Annotated in this window: 13 protein-coding genes; 2 read left to right on the forward strand and 11 right to left on the reverse strand. The window is 66.0% G+C overall.

The genetic code is table 11. The features are described from left to right. The first annotated feature begins 47 nt into the window (after positions 1-47). Together V3572_RS11510 and rarD are read left to right on the forward strand one after the other, a co-directional pair. Positions 48-197: a hypothetical protein gene (locus V3572_RS11510; protein WP_170304572.1), complete on the forward strand. Its 150-nt coding sequence runs from the start codon at positions 48-50 to the stop codon at positions 195-197. 323 nt (positions 198-520) lie between these two features. Continuing rightward, a complete protein-coding gene (gene rarD / locus V3572_RS11515; protein ID WP_332111139.1) occupies positions 521-1,420 on the forward strand; it encodes an EamA family transporter RarD in 900 nt (299 codons plus the stop codon). Between the two features lie 8 nt (positions 1,421-1,428). On the opposite strand, the gene V3572_RS11520 is transcribed toward rarD, so the two are convergent. The 11 genes from V3572_RS11520 to V3572_RS11570 form a co-directional block, all read right to left on the reverse strand. Further along, positions 1,429-4,026, reverse strand: a complete 2,598-nt coding sequence (locus V3572_RS11520) for a WD40/YVTN/BNR-like repeat-containing protein (protein WP_332111140.1) — start codon at positions 4,024-4,026, stop codon at positions 1,429-1,431. A gap of 83 nt (positions 4,027-4,109) precedes the next feature. After that, complete coding sequence (gene mscL / locus V3572_RS11525; protein WP_332111141.1) at positions 4,110-4,547, reverse strand: large-conductance mechanosensitive channel protein MscL; 438 nt, start codon at positions 4,545-4,547, stop codon at positions 4,110-4,112. Between the two features lie 74 nt (positions 4,548-4,621). Next, positions 4,622-5,677 carry a C1 family peptidase gene (locus V3572_RS11530; protein ID WP_332111142.1) on the reverse strand — a complete coding sequence of 352 codons (1,056 nt, stop codon included), beginning with the start codon at positions 5,675-5,677 and terminating at the stop codon, positions 4,622-4,624. A gap of 253 nt (positions 5,678-5,930) precedes the next feature. Beyond that, positions 5,931-6,164 (reverse strand): glycine zipper domain-containing protein, encoded by a 234-nt coding sequence (locus tag V3572_RS11535; RefSeq protein WP_332111143.1) that lies wholly within the window; start codon positions 6,162-6,164, stop codon positions 5,931-5,933. Further along, a complete protein-coding gene (locus V3572_RS11540; protein ID WP_332111144.1) occupies positions 6,161-6,553 on the reverse strand; it encodes a hypothetical protein in 393 nt (130 codons plus the stop codon). The genes V3572_RS11535 and V3572_RS11540 overlap by 4 nt, the downstream gene beginning before the upstream one ends. Positions 6,554-6,991: 438 nt before the next feature. After that, positions 6,992-7,360 (reverse strand): NifB/NifX family molybdenum-iron cluster-binding protein, encoded by a 369-nt coding sequence (locus tag V3572_RS11545; protein WP_332111145.1) that lies wholly within the window; start codon positions 7,358-7,360, stop codon positions 6,992-6,994. 91 nt (positions 7,361-7,451) lie between these two features. Then, a complete protein-coding gene (locus V3572_RS11550; protein ID WP_332111146.1) occupies positions 7,452-10,442 on the reverse strand; it encodes a PAS domain S-box protein in 2,991 nt (996 codons plus the stop codon). 79 nt (positions 10,443-10,521) lie between these two features. Next, positions 10,522-11,385, reverse strand: a complete 864-nt coding sequence (ehuB, locus tag V3572_RS11555; RefSeq protein WP_332111147.1) for an ectoine/hydroxyectoine ABC transporter substrate-binding protein EhuB — start codon at positions 11,383-11,385, stop codon at positions 10,522-10,524. A 417-nt stretch (positions 11,386-11,802) separates the two neighbouring features. After that, positions 11,803-13,893, reverse strand: a complete 2,091-nt coding sequence (locus V3572_RS11560) for a methyl-accepting chemotaxis protein (RefSeq protein ID WP_332111148.1) — start codon at positions 13,891-13,893, stop codon at positions 11,803-11,805. Positions 13,894-14,176: 283 nt separating this feature from the next. Further along, complete coding sequence (locus tag V3572_RS11565) at positions 14,177-15,070, reverse strand: sirohydrochlorin cobaltochelatase (RefSeq protein ID WP_332111149.1); 894 nt, start codon at positions 15,068-15,070, stop codon at positions 14,177-14,179. Between the two features lie 26 nt (positions 15,071-15,096). Then, on the reverse strand, positions 15,097-15,847 hold a 751-nt coding region (locus V3572_RS11570; RefSeq protein ID WP_332111150.1), incomplete at its 5' end, for a cell division protein FtsX.

The following is a 15,847-nucleotide window of genomic DNA, read 5'->3' on the forward strand; positions in this document are numbered from 1 at the left end:
CGGACTTTGAGCGAAACTTCACATCCTGGCCACAAGGAGACCGGACCATGAGCGTCATACGCGAACTGATCACCAACATGGGGCATTCCAGCGAACAGGCTTTCTACGGCGTTCCGGCCATCTACATCTACATGGCGATCATTGTGGCCGTGGCCTTCTACCGCATCCGCCAGTTCAGCCAGGAAGACCACCACTAGTCGCAACGCCCCGCACCGTGCTTTTTCGACCGGCCCGGGGGGGATGGCCCCTCCGGGACGGTTTTTTGCTGCGTCCTTTTGGCCTGCGGCCCTTGCCCGGGGCATCCCCTTTCTTCCTCCCCGACGTTGGCATGGCCGGACATTCCCTACCTGATGACGCGACCGGACGCCAGCCCGCAAAGAGACAGGCCCGTCCGGAGGCCTCCGGGTGAAGCAGGCGGTCCTCCCGGCCCCACGTCCCCGCGCTTCACAACCGTCCCCGGCTTTGGCATGATCCGCGCCCGGCCAGGACCGCTTCCGGCCCCGCCGCAAAGGATCCAGCCATGCCCGCTCCCCATTCCCTGTCCGGCGTCGTCGCCGCCCTTTTCGCCTTCGTCTCCTGGGGGCTTTTGCCCATCTACTGGAAGTCCCTGGCCGACGTGGCGCCGGTGGAGATCCTGTGCCACCGCCTGGTGTGGTCCCTGGTGGCGGCCGGGGCGGCCCTGGTGGCCATGGGGCGTCTTGGCGAGGCGCGCCGGGTGTTGTCCCGGCGCCGGGACGTGCTGCTCATGGCCTCCTGCGGCCTGCTTTTGGGCGTCAACTGGTTGCTTTTCATCCAGGCGGTCAATTCCGGACATGTGGTGGAGGCCAGCCTGGGCTATTTCATCAACCCCCTGGTGAACATGGTGCTGGGGGCGCTTTTTTTCCGGGAGCGCCTAAGCCGCCTCCAGGCCATGGCCGTGGCCCTGGCCGTGATCGGGGTGGGCATAAGCGTGGCGGCCCATGGCCGCCTGCCCTGGATCGCCCTGGCCCTGGCCGGGACGTTCGGGGTCTACGGGCTTTTACGCAAACTGATGCGGGTGGAGTCCCTGCCCGGGCTTTTTTTTGAGACGGCGGTGCTGGGCGTTCCGGCCGGGTTCTACCTGTGGGGGCTTTGGCAGGAAGGGCGCGGGGCGTTTCTGCACCTGGGGCAGGCCACGGATGCGCTTTTGCTGTGCGCGGGCGTGGTCACGGCGGCCCCGCTTCTGGCCTTCGCCTTCGCGGCCCGGCGGCTGCGCCTGACTAGCCTGGGCATTTTGCAATACATCGCGCCCACCTGCATGTTTCTGCTCGGGGTTCTGGCCTACGGCGAGCCCTTCGATTCGGCCCGGGCGGCGACTTTCGGCTGCATCTGGGCCGGGGTCGCGGTCTACACCGTGGATGCGGTCCTCACCCTGCGCCGGATTCCGGGTGGCCGGGCCTAGGCCCTGGGTTATTGGTCGCCCAACAGAAGCGGCGCCACCGCCGGGACGGACGCCGCAGAGCCCGGCAGGGGCACATTCCAGACGCCCCGGCCATGGGTGAAGGCGAAAAGCCGTCCGCTTTGGGCGTCGCGCACCAGGGATTCCGTAATCACGTTGGCGAAGCCGGTGTTCTCCACCGCCCAGGACGCGCCGCCATTGGTGGTCACGAACACGCCCAGGTCCGTGCCCACATACAGCCGCGAAGGTGCGTTCGGGTCCACGATGAGGGCAAAGGTCGGCACGTCGGGCAGTCCCAACGTCCCGGAACCGGAGATGTCGGCCCAGGTCGCGCCGCCATTGACGGATTTGACGACATGATGCTGCCCGAAGTTGGAGCAGGTGGCGTAGAGGGTCTGGGTGTTGGTCGGGTCGAAGGCCACGGACGAGATGTTTCCGCTGACGGGTTTGGTGTGCGTCCAGACGGTGGCCGATGTGGCCGACAGGGCGTTGGTGGTGATCAGGATGTGGCCCTTGCTCGTGCCGATGGCCGCCAGGTTCGAATTGCCCGGGGCCACGGTCATGGCGCTGATGGAGGACTCGTCCGGGAGCTTCGTCCCGGCCTTGGTCCAAAGTGTCGCGCCGTTTTCGGTTCGCCAGGGGTGCTTGTTGCCGGTCCACAGGATGTCCGGGTTTCCCGGGTCCATGGCGAACACGGTGATGAAGGGGAAATCCGAGGCCTTTTCGGTGATGCCGCTTACGCAATCTTCGAAGTTGGCCCCGCCGTCCGTGGAGCGGACCATGGAGAGGTTGGTGTATTCGCCGTAGAGGATGTTCGTGTCGTCGGGGTTGACGGCCACGGCCCCGCCGTCGCCTCCCAAAAGCGTGGTCCAGGCGTTGGGACCGGCGGCCGTGGTTCCCCGGGTGGTGCCGTTGTCCTGGGCGCCGCCGAAAAACGTGCCGCCGCCGGGATAGACCGCGCCGTAGTAGTACTGGGTCACGGACAGGCCGTTGTTGAGGCTGGTCCAGGCCACCTGGGGGGGGCTTGTGGTGTCGCAGACCGTCTGGGTGACGCCTGCCCGGGCGTTGGCGGTCACGGCCAGGCCGCCGTCGTTGCCGCTGTAGAGGGTCTGGTTGGCGGCGCCGTCGTAGGCGGGATGGAAAACCAGGACGTGATGGTCGGCGTGGTTGTAATAGGGGCGGGTGGTCTTGGTCCACCAGTAGGAGGCCATGCCCCAGGTCTGGCCGCCGTTGTCCGAGCGAAAGAGGTCGATGCCGCCCGCCCAGACGATGTTCGGATTTTTGGGGTCCACGGCGATGACGTTGTCGTACCAGCCTTGGTTGGCGAAATTGTTCGGGTTGGTGGTGCAGGGGCACATGGCGCTTTGCGGGTTGGTCAGGAGCATGTCGGCCGGGACGGTGCAGTCGTTGGTGTTGGTGTAGACCGCATTCCAGGTCGTGCCGCCGTCGATGGACTTGAGCACGGCCAGAAGGCCGTTGGTGTAAAGGTAACCCGTGGTGGTGTTGTTGTTCGAGGCCAGGGCGTAAATGATGTCCGGATTGGACGGGGCGATGGCCAGGGAGGTGCGGTCCATGTAGGCCTGGGTGTAGACCTGGGACCAGTTCTGGCCGTTGTTCGTGCTGCGCAGGATGTACGCCGTGGGCGAGGTGGTCCACATGCCACAGGCGGCGAACACCCGGTCGGTCCCGGCGTTGTCGCTTACGGCCAGGTCGGTGCAGCCGCTGATGGCCGAGGCGTCGTGGACCTGGGTCCAGCTTGTCCCGGCGTCGGCGGACAGGTAGAGGCCCTGCCGGGTGGCGGCGTAGACCCGGTTCGAGTCGTTGGGGCTGGTCACGATGTCGTTGACGTAATAAAACGCCTCCGTGGCCGTTGCGGGCAACAGCGCCCAACTGGCCCCGGCGCTTGTGGTCTTGAAGATGCCCGCGCCGCGCACGGCGTCGGAGTTGCCGAAGCCCTCGCCGGTCCCGGCGTAGAGGATGGCGGAATTTTTCGGGTCCATGGCCAGGGAGCATACGGCCAGGTTCGGCAAAAGATCGGTCAGGGGCGTCCAGGTGGTCCCCGAGTCGACGGTCTTCCAGACGCCGCCAGCCACGCCGCCGGCGTACATGGTGGCGGGCGTGCCCGGGTCGATGACCAGGGAGCGGATCCGGCCGCCCACGTTGCCGGGCCCCACCGCAGTCCACCGGCCCAGCACCCCCTCGCGGGAATTCAGGAAGTCGCCCTTTCTGGCCGCCGGGATGCGCCGGTTTAGCTTGGTGGAATAGACGTCCATGCCCTTCATGTGTTCCAGGGCGGCGACGTACCGCTCGACGGGGATGGCCGTTTCTCCTACAGGGGCGCGCCGTTCGGCAAAAAAGACCATGGCTTCCTTGGGTTTGTCGAAACGCTTCGGCGGCTTGGCGCGTTTTTTCTGCAAGAGCCTGGCGAGCCTTTCCGTGTCGCTTTCCGCATCGTTTTTCGCGAGCTGCGGGCCGTTCTGCAGGGCGGTCGAAGGGGCTTGGTCGCTGCCGCACCCGAAGAGGGGGACGGACAGAAGGAGTATCACAAGCACGCCGACGGGCAGCGGCGTGATACGCGACACGTTGCGCACAAGAAACGACATGGGCATAACGGGGGCTCCGGGAGATATTTTTCACAGCAAGCGGACGCAACGCGGCGACGGGTGGTGGGGGCGGCCTGCGCCCCTGCCGGTCACTGCGGCAGATCCGAGGTGCAGTGGCCGCACTTGATGGCCGCCAGGGGAATGGCCGAGCGACAGAAGGGGCATTCCTTGGTGGTCGGCGCGGCCTTTGGCGCGGCGCGCAGGCGGTTGACCACCTTGACCAGGAAGAACACGGCCAGGGAGACGATGAGGAAGTCGATGACGGTGTTGAGGAACATGCCGTAGTTGACGGTGGCCAGACCCAGGTTTTTGGCCTCGGCCAGGGACGCGGCGGGCGTATCCGAGAGGTTCACGAACAGGTTGCTGAAATCGATGTTGCCCATGATCCGGCCGATGGGCGGCATGAGCATGTCGGACACCAAAGACGAAACCACCTTGCCGAAGGCCGCGCCCATGATCAGGCCCACGGCCAGATCCACCACATTGCCCCGGGCCGCGAACTCCTTGAACTCCTGGATGATGCGCATGATCCCCCCCGCGTCGTTTTTCGGTACGTGCGCCGCTACGGGCCGCCCTGCCGCCGCGACGACATCCTGCGGCGTTATTCCCCCAGAAGCAGGCTGTTGACGGCCGGGACCGCGCCCGGCGTGTCGGCTGGAGCAGTATAGGTCAGATAGGCCACGGAACAGGCCACCCGGGCCGAGGTGTACTTGATGCGCATGTAGCCGCCCTCGCCCCAGTTGGTGGAGCCCCAACTGTTGCGCAGGATCCAGTAGCCGTTATTTTCCGCATCCCCGTTGTCGTTCCAGCCCACCAGGGCCACGGCGTGGTTGGTGGTGGTGTAGGCGCAGGGGGAGCCGGGGCAGGTGGTCAGGGTGTCTTCATAGATGCCGCCGGCATAGGCGTCGAAGGCGGAGTCGGCGTAGACGGCCACATCCACCACGCCATAGGTCATGATGGCGGTCTTGATGGCGTCGATGTCGTTGCAGCCGCACCGGCCCCAGCTGTCGAACTTGACAACGGGGTCGCTCATATGGGTGCAACTGCCCGGATCGGTCGGCGTATACGGGAAGGTGGCCTCCCAGGCGACGCCCTCCACGGTCAGGGCCAAAAGCTCCGCATAGTCGTAGTCCGCTCCGTCGCATCCGGAGAAGTGATCGTAATACGGGCCGTATTGTCCCAGGCACCAGGCGATGAAGGATTCGGAGAAGTCGGCGGCGTTGGCGTCATAGCGGCCCATGGCCACGTTGTAGACGCCTTCGGCTGCGGCCACGGCCCCGAAGGCGTAGCAGGAGCCGCAACTGCCCTGGTTCTTGATCGGCCCGATGTAGGAATGCCCGTTGTAGCTGCGCCAGTCAAAGGACGACGGCAGGGCCTTCTTGGGCAGGGCGCTGACGGCGCTTGCCGCCAGGCGGGAGTTTTCGGCGGGGGGGAGGGAGGCCCGGCGGCTGCGGTATGTGCGCCGCTCGGCCGGGGGGAGGTTGAAGATCGGGTTGGGGGCCACGGTGAAGGCGTAGCCGTTATGGCGGATTTTTTCCCTGATCTCGTCGATGGTGTCATCGGCGTCGAACGGGATCGGCTCCGCCTGCACATTCCGGTGGACGGCCAGAAACACAAGACACGCCATGGCGGCATAAACAAGCAATCGCCGGGTCACGATCCCCTCCCAACCGTTTTTGCGAGGGAGATTTCCCCGCCTCGCTGCGGAAAAACAAAACCCGGGCTTCCAGACGGATGACAAAGCCCCGGTGTCGAAAACCGGGGCTTTGCGCCGCCGCCAGCGGCGGCCTCTTCGCCGGGCAAAAAGGCACGAAAATCCCTTGCTTACGGTGCGGGCTTGGCCGCGACCGGCTCGTGATTTTCGAAGCGTATGGCGTAGTCGGCAGCCTCAAGGCCCGGGTTTTTGTTCGTTAATACCGGCGTTCCTGCTGGCTGCCGACGACGGTCCCGGCCACGGCCCCAAGTCCGCCGCCCAGAAGCGCCCCCACCCCGGCGTTGCCGCCGGCGATGGCGCTGATTCCGGCCCCGGCCGCCGCGCCAATCGCCGCGCCGCTTAAGGCCCCCTGCTGGGTGGGCGTCATTCTGGTGCAGGCGACAAATCCCAACGTCAGCACCAATACGGTGACAATGATGGTTTTTTTCACGGCTTCGCTCCCTTGGCCACCATGGTTGGCAGGATCAGTTCTTTCCACACGACATCCATGACCAGCTTGTCGCCCTTGTCAGGATTGGCGGCGAAATAGGCGTCGATCTTGTCGACGATTTCGGCCCATTTTTTGTCCTTGAAGGCCGCCACCCATCCCTCGGTGAACTTCGAGGGATCATCGGCCTCCTTGAGGTCGATGTGGTGCTCGATGGCCACCACGCTGCTGGCGCCGACCAAAAAGGCTAGTTTTTCCTGCTGGGAGGATTTCATCCACACGGCGCCGGTGATTTCCGGCATGACCGGATCGGCGGCCAAAAGCCCCCCGGCCGTGAGCACAAAAAGTCCGACGGCGACGATAAGCGCCGTGGCGCTGCGACGTCCATTCATGGCGCCTCCTGTGTTTTTTTGTCCCCCGGCCGTGCTTCGCCGATGGGCGAGGGGCTGGGAACACGGACAACCCGTCCGGGCTGCCCGCACGTCAGAGAACATGCAAGAAAGTAGCATCGCTGCGGGGGAATGACAACGGTTCTCGTGTCGTTGCGTCGCGAGCACATGATCTGACCGAATGAGGGAGCACATGATCTGCCCGATGCCGAAGGTTCTCCGAGAAAAGGACTGGGCATGAGGCGATTCGCCCCAAACGGGGGCATTCGTCTGCGCGTTGATGAGGTCTGCCTCCGTTATCCGGGCAGACAGCCGGGCTCGGCGGGGCCATGTCGCCACCCGCACGCCACGGCAGCCATGAAAAAACGGCCGGGACACGGCGGACGCCGGTTCCCGGCCGGGCGACGGCGAATTGCGGCCGTATTTGGAAGAGCCGCCGGGTTACAACCCGTGGCCGCACTCGTGGCCGTGGTGCTGGCACAGTTCGTCGCGGTCGGCGAGAGTTCCCGCCAGATAGGCGGCCAGGGCCTCTTCCACCGGGCCGGACGCTCCGCGAAAGACCTGGATGCCGCTTTGCCGCAGACGCATGACCGCGCCCTCGCCCATGTTTCCGGCCACCAGCACGGATACGCCCATGGACAACAGCGTGGGGATCAGGTCGGATTTGCAGCCGCACTGGGGCGGCGGGGTGAAGGACTCGCGGGAGACAATGGTCTTGGCTTCATCCACGGTGGCGATGGTAAAGGACTCGCAGTGGCCGAAATGTTCGTCCACCAGGCCGCCCTTGGTCGGAACAGCGATTTTTGTCATAAAAGACCTCCAACAAATGATGTGCCGGGGGTGTAGCCCATTGCCGGAAAAACCGCCAGCGGCGGCAGGGGAATTCCTCCGGTGGGCGCGTTCAGGTCTTCCCCGTCCCCTCCACCGAGGCCATCACCGCCCGCAGGTCTTCCATCTCGAAGGGCTTGGCCAGATAGGCGTTCATCCCGGCGGCCAGAAACGTCTCCCGGTCGCCGGTCATGGCGTAGGCCGTCAGCGCCACGATGGGGATGTCCGCCATGGCCGCGAATCCCGGTTCGGTGCGGATGCGCCGGGTGGCGTCCACCCCGTCCAGAACCGGCATCTGCACGTCCATGAGGATGAGATCGAAATCCTCCCGGGTCAAGGCCTCCAGGGCCTCTTGGCCGTTTTGCGCGCCAAGGGCCCGGTAGCCCATTTTCTCCACCATGCGCACCAGCCCGGCCCGGCTGACCGGGTCGTCCTCGGCCACCAGGACGCGGCGTTTCCCTGAAGGGGCGGGCTGAGGCAAGGCGGCCTTTCCAGGCCGCTGCGCCACCTTGGCGGCGGGGACCGTCCGGCATTCCACGGTGCAGAAAAACGCCGTGCCTGCCCCGGGCTCGCTTTGCACGCAGACCGAACCGTTCATGGCCAGGGCCAGGCGGCGCACGATGGACAGCCCGAGCCCCGCGCCCTGATGCCTGCGGGTGTAGGCGCCTTCGACCTGGGTAAATGTTTCGAAAATGCGTTCCATCTGGTCGTCGGCGATGCCCGCCCCCGTGTCTTCGACCATAAAAAGCAGGGTGGCCAGCTCCGGCGCCCGCCCGGGCAGCACCGACGTCTCGACCCGGATGTGTCCGGTCTCGGTGTATTTCACGGCGTTTCCGGCCAGGTTGACGAGGATCTGCCGGATGCGCAGTTCGTCGCCGCGCAGACGGCTGTCGTCCGGGTCGACGTGCATCTCCAGGCCCAGTCCCCGTTCCCGGCAGGCCGGGGCTATGGCCTCGCGCACCCCGGCCAGCAGGTCGTCCAGGGCGAATTCGGTCTGGGCCATGGTCAGCTTCCCGGCCTCGATGCGCGACAGATCCAGGATGTCGGACAAAAGGGCCGTGAGGCGCTGTCCGGACTTGACGGCCATGGCGATGTACTCGTTTTGCTCCCCGGTCGGCTTGGTCAGGGTGAGCAACTGGAGCATGCCCAGGATGCCGTTTAACGGCGTGCGGATCTCGTGGCTCATGTTGGCCAGGAATTCGCTTTTGGAGCGGTTGGCGGCGTCGGCCTGGCGTTTGGCCGCCACCAGGGACTCTTCTGCGGCATTGCGGGTGGTGACGTCCATGGCCATGGTGATGCTCCCGGCCTGGCCGTCGGGCATGGCCCCCAGTGGGGCGCAGGCCACCTCCCACACCCGCTGGGCGCCGTCCTTGCATACGATGCGACACGGCGCCGTGCGTCCGGGTTCCGAAGGGCAGGGGGGAAAACCGGAAAGGCCCGTCACGGAAGGCTCGGCGCAGGACACCCTGGGGGCGAAGGCGTCCAGGTGCGGCAGGTCGGCCAGGGAGTAGCCGCTTTGTTCGGTAAAGGCCCGGTTGACGCTGTATACCCGGCCGGACCCGGCGTGGATCATGATGGGAAAGGGGGCCTCGCGCACGGCCGTGCGAAAGCGTTCCTCGCTGTGGCGCATCTCCTCCCGGGCGGCGTATTGGGCGGTGACGTCGGAAAAAACCAGCACCACCCCGATCACGGCCCCGGTGTTGTCGTGAATGGGCGCGGCGCTGTCGGCGATCTGGTATTCCCGGCCGTCCCGGGACAGAAGCGAGGTGTGGTTGGCCAGGCCGACCACCTCGCCCGAGCGCATGACCCGGGCCACGATGTCGGGGCAGGGCTTGCGGGAGAGGGTGTCCACGATGGCGAACACCTCCTCCAGGGACTTCCCTGCGGCCTGGGCCGCAGCCCATCCCGTGAGCCGTTCGGCCGTGGGGTTCATGCGGGTGATGCGTCCGTGCGCGTCCGTGGCCATGACCCCGTCCCCGATGGAGCGCAGGGTCACGGCCAGGTCTTCCCGGCTTTCCCGCAGGGCCTCCTGGGCGGCCTTGAGGCTTGAGATGTCGGCATGGGTGCCGATCATACGCAGGCCCTGGCCCGTGTCGTCCCGGGCCACGATCCTGCCCCGGTCGAGTATCCACTTGTAGGAGCCGTCCTTGCAGCGCATGCGAAATTCCGCCGCATAGTCTGGCGTCTCCCCCTGGATGTACCCGGCAAGCCGCCCCTCGGCCATGTCCAGGTCGTCGGGATGCACCAGGTTTCGCCACGTCTCGTAGCTGTCGGGCAGTTCGTCCGGGGCAAAGCCCAGCATCTCCTTCCAGCGCCGGGACAGGGCGACGGCCCCGGTCTGCACGTCCCAGTCCCAAACCCCGTCGCCGGCGCCCTCCAGGGCATATTGCCAGCGGGCTTCGCTTTCCCGCAAAAGCGCCTCGTTTTTGCGGCGAATCGCCCCCGTGGCCCCGATAAAGGCCGCCAAAAGCAAAAGGAAACAGATCCAGGCGACAAGCAGCGAGGTGGTGAAGGTGTCCTGCCTGGCGGCCAGTTCCGTGAAACGCGCCCGGGCCCCACGCTCCAACTCGTCGCCCAGGCCCTCCAGGGCGGCATAGATGCTGCGCAGTTCCAGGGCCAGGGCTGGTTCGGCGCGGCCTTCCGGCGTGGTGCGCCTGGCCGAGAGCCGCCCCATGTCCGTGATCAGGGATTCGAAGCGGTGGAGCTCGTCGTTCAGAACCGTCTGTTCTCCCGCCATGCCGTCCCCGGCCGCGTTCAGGCTGGCCGCCACCTCCCGGATGCGCCGGGCGGCCTGTTCGAAAAAGGCGTCCCGGGCGGCCAGGGACACGCCCTCCTCTCCGGCCAGGAACCGCTGGGTGGCCAGGGCGCCCTTGAGGGCCTCGATCCGGGCCCGTTGCAGATTTTCAATGACCGGCAGGGAATTGCGTTGGCTTTCCCGCCTGGCGTCGCTGGCGAACCAGAACAGCGCGCCGGACAGGGCGGTGACCGCAATGATGGCGTAGAAGGAGACGTCGCCGGACAGCAGGGCGCCGCGAAGGGCGGATGCGATTTTTTTGAGGCTCACCAGTTCTTTCTCCTGCGCCCGGGCGCCGGATCAGACGGCCGGGTCTGGCGTTGCTGACGCGCCTGTGCGGGATGAAAGGCTACGGCGTCGTGTCGCCAGGCATGTCCCGTGCGGTGAACCCGAAGGGGCCGACCAATTCCAGGTGTTCGGGGGCGCCGATAAAATCGGCCAGTACGCCGTTTACGCATTCGCGCAGCGCGGTGTCGGCCTTGCGGAATCCAAAAGCCGCCTGCCCCTTGTCCTCCCGGCCGTCCGTGAGGGGGCCGACGAACGGGGCGGCGGCCTGGCATGCGCCGTTCGTGCCCCGGGCCAGGAGGTTCACCGTGGGCGAGCTCAGGGCCAGTCCGTCGACCCGCCCGGCCGTGACGGCGGCCACCCCGGTGGCTACGTCCGGAACCGTAAAGAGCTGCGCCTCGGGAATGCCCAGGCCCCCCAGATAGGCCTCTTCCACGGACCCGGCCAAAACGGCCAGGACCACGTCCGGGCGGCGGGCCGCTTCGTCGTAGGAGGAAAGCCCCTTGGGATTGCCCGCCCGCACCAGAAGCCCTTGGCCCACCCGGACGGTGGGCAGGGAGAATGCGATGCGCTTGGCGCGCTCCGGGGTGGCGAACATCCCGGCCGCGATCATGTCGATGTCGCCCTCCTCAAGCCTGGGAATGAGACTGGAAAATTCCGCCAACACCCACTGTATGTCCGTAACGCCAAGCTGCGTCAGCACGGCCCGGGCCGTTTCCGGCCCTTCGCCCGTGACCCGGCCCGAGGCGTCGCGAAAGGCGAAGGGATACTCCTCGGCGTAGCCCACGCGCAGGGTCTCGCCGGTCCAGGTCTTTTGTTCCTGCCCCGGGGCCATGAAGAGGAGCGCCAGGACGACGAGCAGTCCGGCCACGGCCAGGGCGGCCAGGGTGGCCAGGGTGGCCGGATTGGTGGAGACGGGGCGTCGCATAGGCCAGGTTCCATGTCTTTCGAACAGCGAAAGGTCGCGTTCGCCCCAGGGCGGATGCCGTTTGCGAAGAGATCGATTCGTTATACGATACCACAGAACGAATCATGGGGATAGTTTTTTCGGAACGGAACGTGGCGACTCGGGCGGCCCGGCCCGGGGAATTTTGAAAGCCAGGGGGCAGGCCTTGCGGCCCGGCCCCCGGGACAATGTCGTGCGTGCTGCGTGCCTGGAAAAGGCGGCGTGTGTTACATAACAAGCATCATTTCAGCCTGTCGCCTGCCCGGGCAGGCCCAACCCCGCCGGGGGCGGCCCTCGTGTTGCGTTCGGAAATCGCCGTTACGGTTTGGCAGGCAGCAACACATTGGACTTATGGTTTTTATTCATAGTAAACATAACTGTTTGTTTGTGGACGCCACGCTAGCGGAGCGCCTTGGGCCGCCCGGCTTTGGGCAGGGGCCGGGCCGTCCCGGCATTGCCGCCCTCGGTCTGCATTTCTTCGATGAGCTGGGTGAGCTCCCTGGCCTGCCCGGCCATGTCGGTCACGGCCCCGGAGGCCTCGCGCATAGCCTGGGAGGTGTCCGAGGAGATGGCGTTGATTTGCTCGATGGACCGGTTGATCTCCTCGCTGGCCGAGGACTGTTGCTCCGAGGCCGTGGCGATGGAGCGCACCTGGTCGGCGGCCAAGTCCACCAGATGCACGATCTCCTTCAGGGATTCCCCGGCCCGGGTGGCCAGTTCCGTGGCCTCCTCGATGGTGCGCACGGCCTGCTCCACGTTTTTGACGTTGGTCGTGGTGCCGGTCTGGATGCCCTGGATGGCCTCGCCCACTTCCTTGGTGGCGGTCATGGTCTTTTCGGCCAGCTTGCGGACCTCGTCGGCCACCACGGCGAAGCCGCGTCCCGCATCCCCGGCCCGGGCGGCCTCAATGGCCGCGTTTAAGGCCAGAAGGTTGGTCTGGTCGGCGATGTCGGAGATGACGTTCATGATCCGGCCGATGCCCTCGGCCTGACGGCCAAGCGTGTCCATGTCCTGCTTGAGGCCGAAGGCCTGGGTCCGGACCATGCCCACGCCGGAGACCACCTGGTCCACGACGATGGCCCCCTCCTCGGCCTTTTTCTTGGCCGCATCGGAGGTTTCGGCGGCCTGGGATGCGTTTTTGGCCACCTCGAGCACCGTGGCGTTCATCTCCTCCATGGCCGTGGCCGTCTCCCCCACCCGTTGGGCCTGGTTCTCGGCCCCCCGGCTGGACTGGTCGATGCGTGAGGTCAGTTCCTCCGAGGCGGTGTTGACCACGCGGACCACGCCTTCCAGCTTCCCGGCAGCGTGCAACATGCCCTCGGCCTTGGCCTGTTCGGCCGCTTCCTTGGCGGCCTTGGCCTCGTCCATGGCCTGCTGCGCCTTTTCCGTCTCCTCGGCGGCCTTGTGCAGGGCCTTTTCCACCTCGTCGATCTTTTCCTTGAGGGCGGTGACCATGTTGCCCATGGAGATGGCCAGATCCCCGATCTCGTCGTCGACCTTGAGGTCCAAAGTGCTGGAATAGTCGCCGCTCTCGACCTTGCGGGCAAATGCCGCCAGCAACAACACCGGCTTCGTGAACTTTTTGGAGGCCAAATAGCCCACCACGGCCAAAAGGGCCATGGCTGCAAGGCAGACCCAGAGGATGTGCAAAAAGACGTCGCGTTGGGAGGCCGCGACCACGGACATGTTCTTGCCGAGAAAGAACATGCCTACGGCCTTGCCCTCGGCGTCGAAAAATGGCCAGTACACGGCCATGTACGGCTTGCCGAAAAGCGGCAGCTTCAGCACATACACTTCCTTGCGGCCGAGCACGGCATCGGTGACCGCCTTGTTGTCCATGGTGGTGCCCACGACCCGCTTGCCGTCGGCCATGATGGTGGTGGATACGCGCACGTTGCCGTAAAAGATGGTGGTTTCCACGTCGAGGATCTTTTTCACCGAATCCACGAAGGCGTCGTCCTTGGAGACGTTCATGCCCACCACGACGGCGCCGACGATCTTGCCGTCTTTTTTCACCGGGGCCGTGGCTCGAAGCGAGATCTTGACCACCTTGCCGGGCTCGAAGGTGTTGCACGTGGAGCCGGCCAGGGCCTTTTGCACGCACTGCTGGTTGGCGATGCTGTCCCCGGCGGCGTCGTCGTGGCCCCGGGACAACACGGTTCCCTTGTCGTCCACGAAGACGATGAAGTCCGTCTGTCCGGTCTGCATCAGATCCTGGCCCAGCTTTTTGAGCAGGGCCGCATCCGCCGTGGCCACGCCGTTTATGACATTTGGCCGCACGGCCTGGGATTGGGCCAGCCCGGTGTAGTCTGCAAGCATGCGGTCCACCCGGTCCTGGACCACTTTTTGGTCTGAGCCGATGGCCTCTATGAAAGATTTCTCGAAACCTTGGCCCACGGAATAGTACGACGCCACCAGGGCCGAAGCGCCGCTGACCAGCACCGAGGCCATGACCAAAAAGACCAGTTTGAAGGAAATATTGATGCGCACGTCGGTTCTCCCGCGCTCTTAGAGGTTATGGGCCTGCGCCACGCGTTTGCCGCGACGCGGGATTCAGCCCGGCCATTACAGAAATGTTGCATGAACGTGGCGATTTGGCAACAAAAAAGGAATATTGTTACAAAAAGCGCGCTGTTGGAACGAAAAGAAGAAGAAAATTTGTTGTCGTGGCGGGCGAAACGGCGTCCCCCGCAGAGAGGACGTCTGGCAGGGCGGATTTTAGCTGATATTGAGACATGTTTTCATTTGTTCCGGCGTCAGACCCCGGCGGGGGTCACGTAATGATCCCGCCGGATGTCCCGCCCGCCGCGTCGAGGCTGGCCAGGGATGCGTGCAGGCGGTCCAGAAAGATGCGGGCGAAGAGCTCGATTTCCAAAAGACCCAAAAGGACCGGCACGCAGTCGATCCCGGCCCGGGTCAGCACGCCGCGCCAGGACAGCGCCTCGTCTCCGGCCAGGTCGCGCCGGGCGTGGGCCCCGGCCACGCTGAAAAAGGGCACAAGCCAGGCCCGCCCGGCCCCGCTGTCCAGGATGGCCCGGCGCAGGCGGCCGATATGGGAGTCCTCCCGGGCGGCGTCGGCCTTGGTGCGGTCAAGGGTGGCGAAAAAAACCAGCGGATCGCGCCGGGCAAGCTCCGCCGCCAGGGCGGCATAGGTCTCCCGGGCCGGTCCCCGGGCTCCGTGCCCCATGACCGCCACGGCCTCGTGTGGCGCGCGGCCTGGCGGCAGGCTGGCCAGAAGCGTCTCGGCGGCCAGGACGATCCCAGCCTGTGGTGCGCGCACGGGGTCATCCCCGGCCGGGGGCAAAAGCGGCCCGCCCACGCGCACGGCGGCAAATCCTCCACCCCGTCGGGCGCGGTCCGCCGCCGCCAAAACCTCGGCGAACTCCCCCCCGGCCACCACATGCAGGGATTGCACGGCCACCCGGGCCACCCCGAGTCCGGCCATCTCCAGAAACGCCGCATCCACCGACCTGGCTCCGAAAAGCGGGCGCAGATGGCGGCCATGGTGCAGTTCGCCCATGGTCCGGGCCAGCCGCACGGGACAGCGGGGGTAGCTGTCCGCCACCCGGGCCGTAAAGGCTTCCAGGGTGGCCCGGGCCTCGGGGAGGCGCGAGCCGTGGGCGGCCAGGATGATGCCGGTATGCGGCGTGGGAGGGGAGGCAGGCATGGGTGGTTGGGCGGCCCTGTGCGGGGTCAGCCCCGGTCTCCGGCCGCGACCCAGCTGGCGGCGGCGGCCACCAGGGCCATGGCCCCGGCCAGGGCCGCCGCATGGGGCAGGGGCAGGAAATCGATTTTGATCCAAAGCGGCGGGACGTTCAGCATCTCGGCCAGGGAGCGCTGCAACACCCACAAAAGTCCCAGGGCCAGCCCCGCGCCGCACAGCCCCAGGGTGACGCCGCCGACCAGAAGCGGCAGCCGGATGTACCAGTTCCGGGCCCCGACAAGGCGCAGGATGGCCACCTCGTCGGCCCGGGCCAGAAGCGACAGCTTGACCGTGTTGCCCACCACCAGGGCCACCAAAAGCAGCAGAAACACCCCCGTGGGCCACAAAAGCGTGCGCCCGATCTCCACCACCGAGCGCGACAGGTCCATTTGCAAAGGGTTGACGTGGACCGCCGCCACGCCCTCCAGGGTCTTCAACTCCTCGAAGGCCCGTTTGGGCCAGTCCGGGTCGTCCGGGGGGATGCGGAAGGTGGCCAGGGCCGTGTAGGGCAGGGGGCTTTTGCCGCGCAGCCAGGACAGGTCGGCCCCGGCCCCCAGGGTCTCCTGCATGACCGAAAGGGCTTGGTCCGGGGAAAACGTGGTCAACTCGAACAGTTCGGGACGGGCCCGTAACTGTTCCCACTGGGCCGCGACCGCCTGTTCGGCGGCGTCCTTTTTCCAGAAGATCTGGTATTGGGCCTTGCCCTGGTGGCGCGTCAGTTCGGTCTCCAGGTTGTGCAGG

The organism is Desulfolutivibrio sp. (assembly GCF_036584575.1).
Lineage (GTDB): Bacteria > Desulfobacterota > Desulfovibrionia > Desulfovibrionales > Desulfovibrionaceae > Desulfolutivibrio.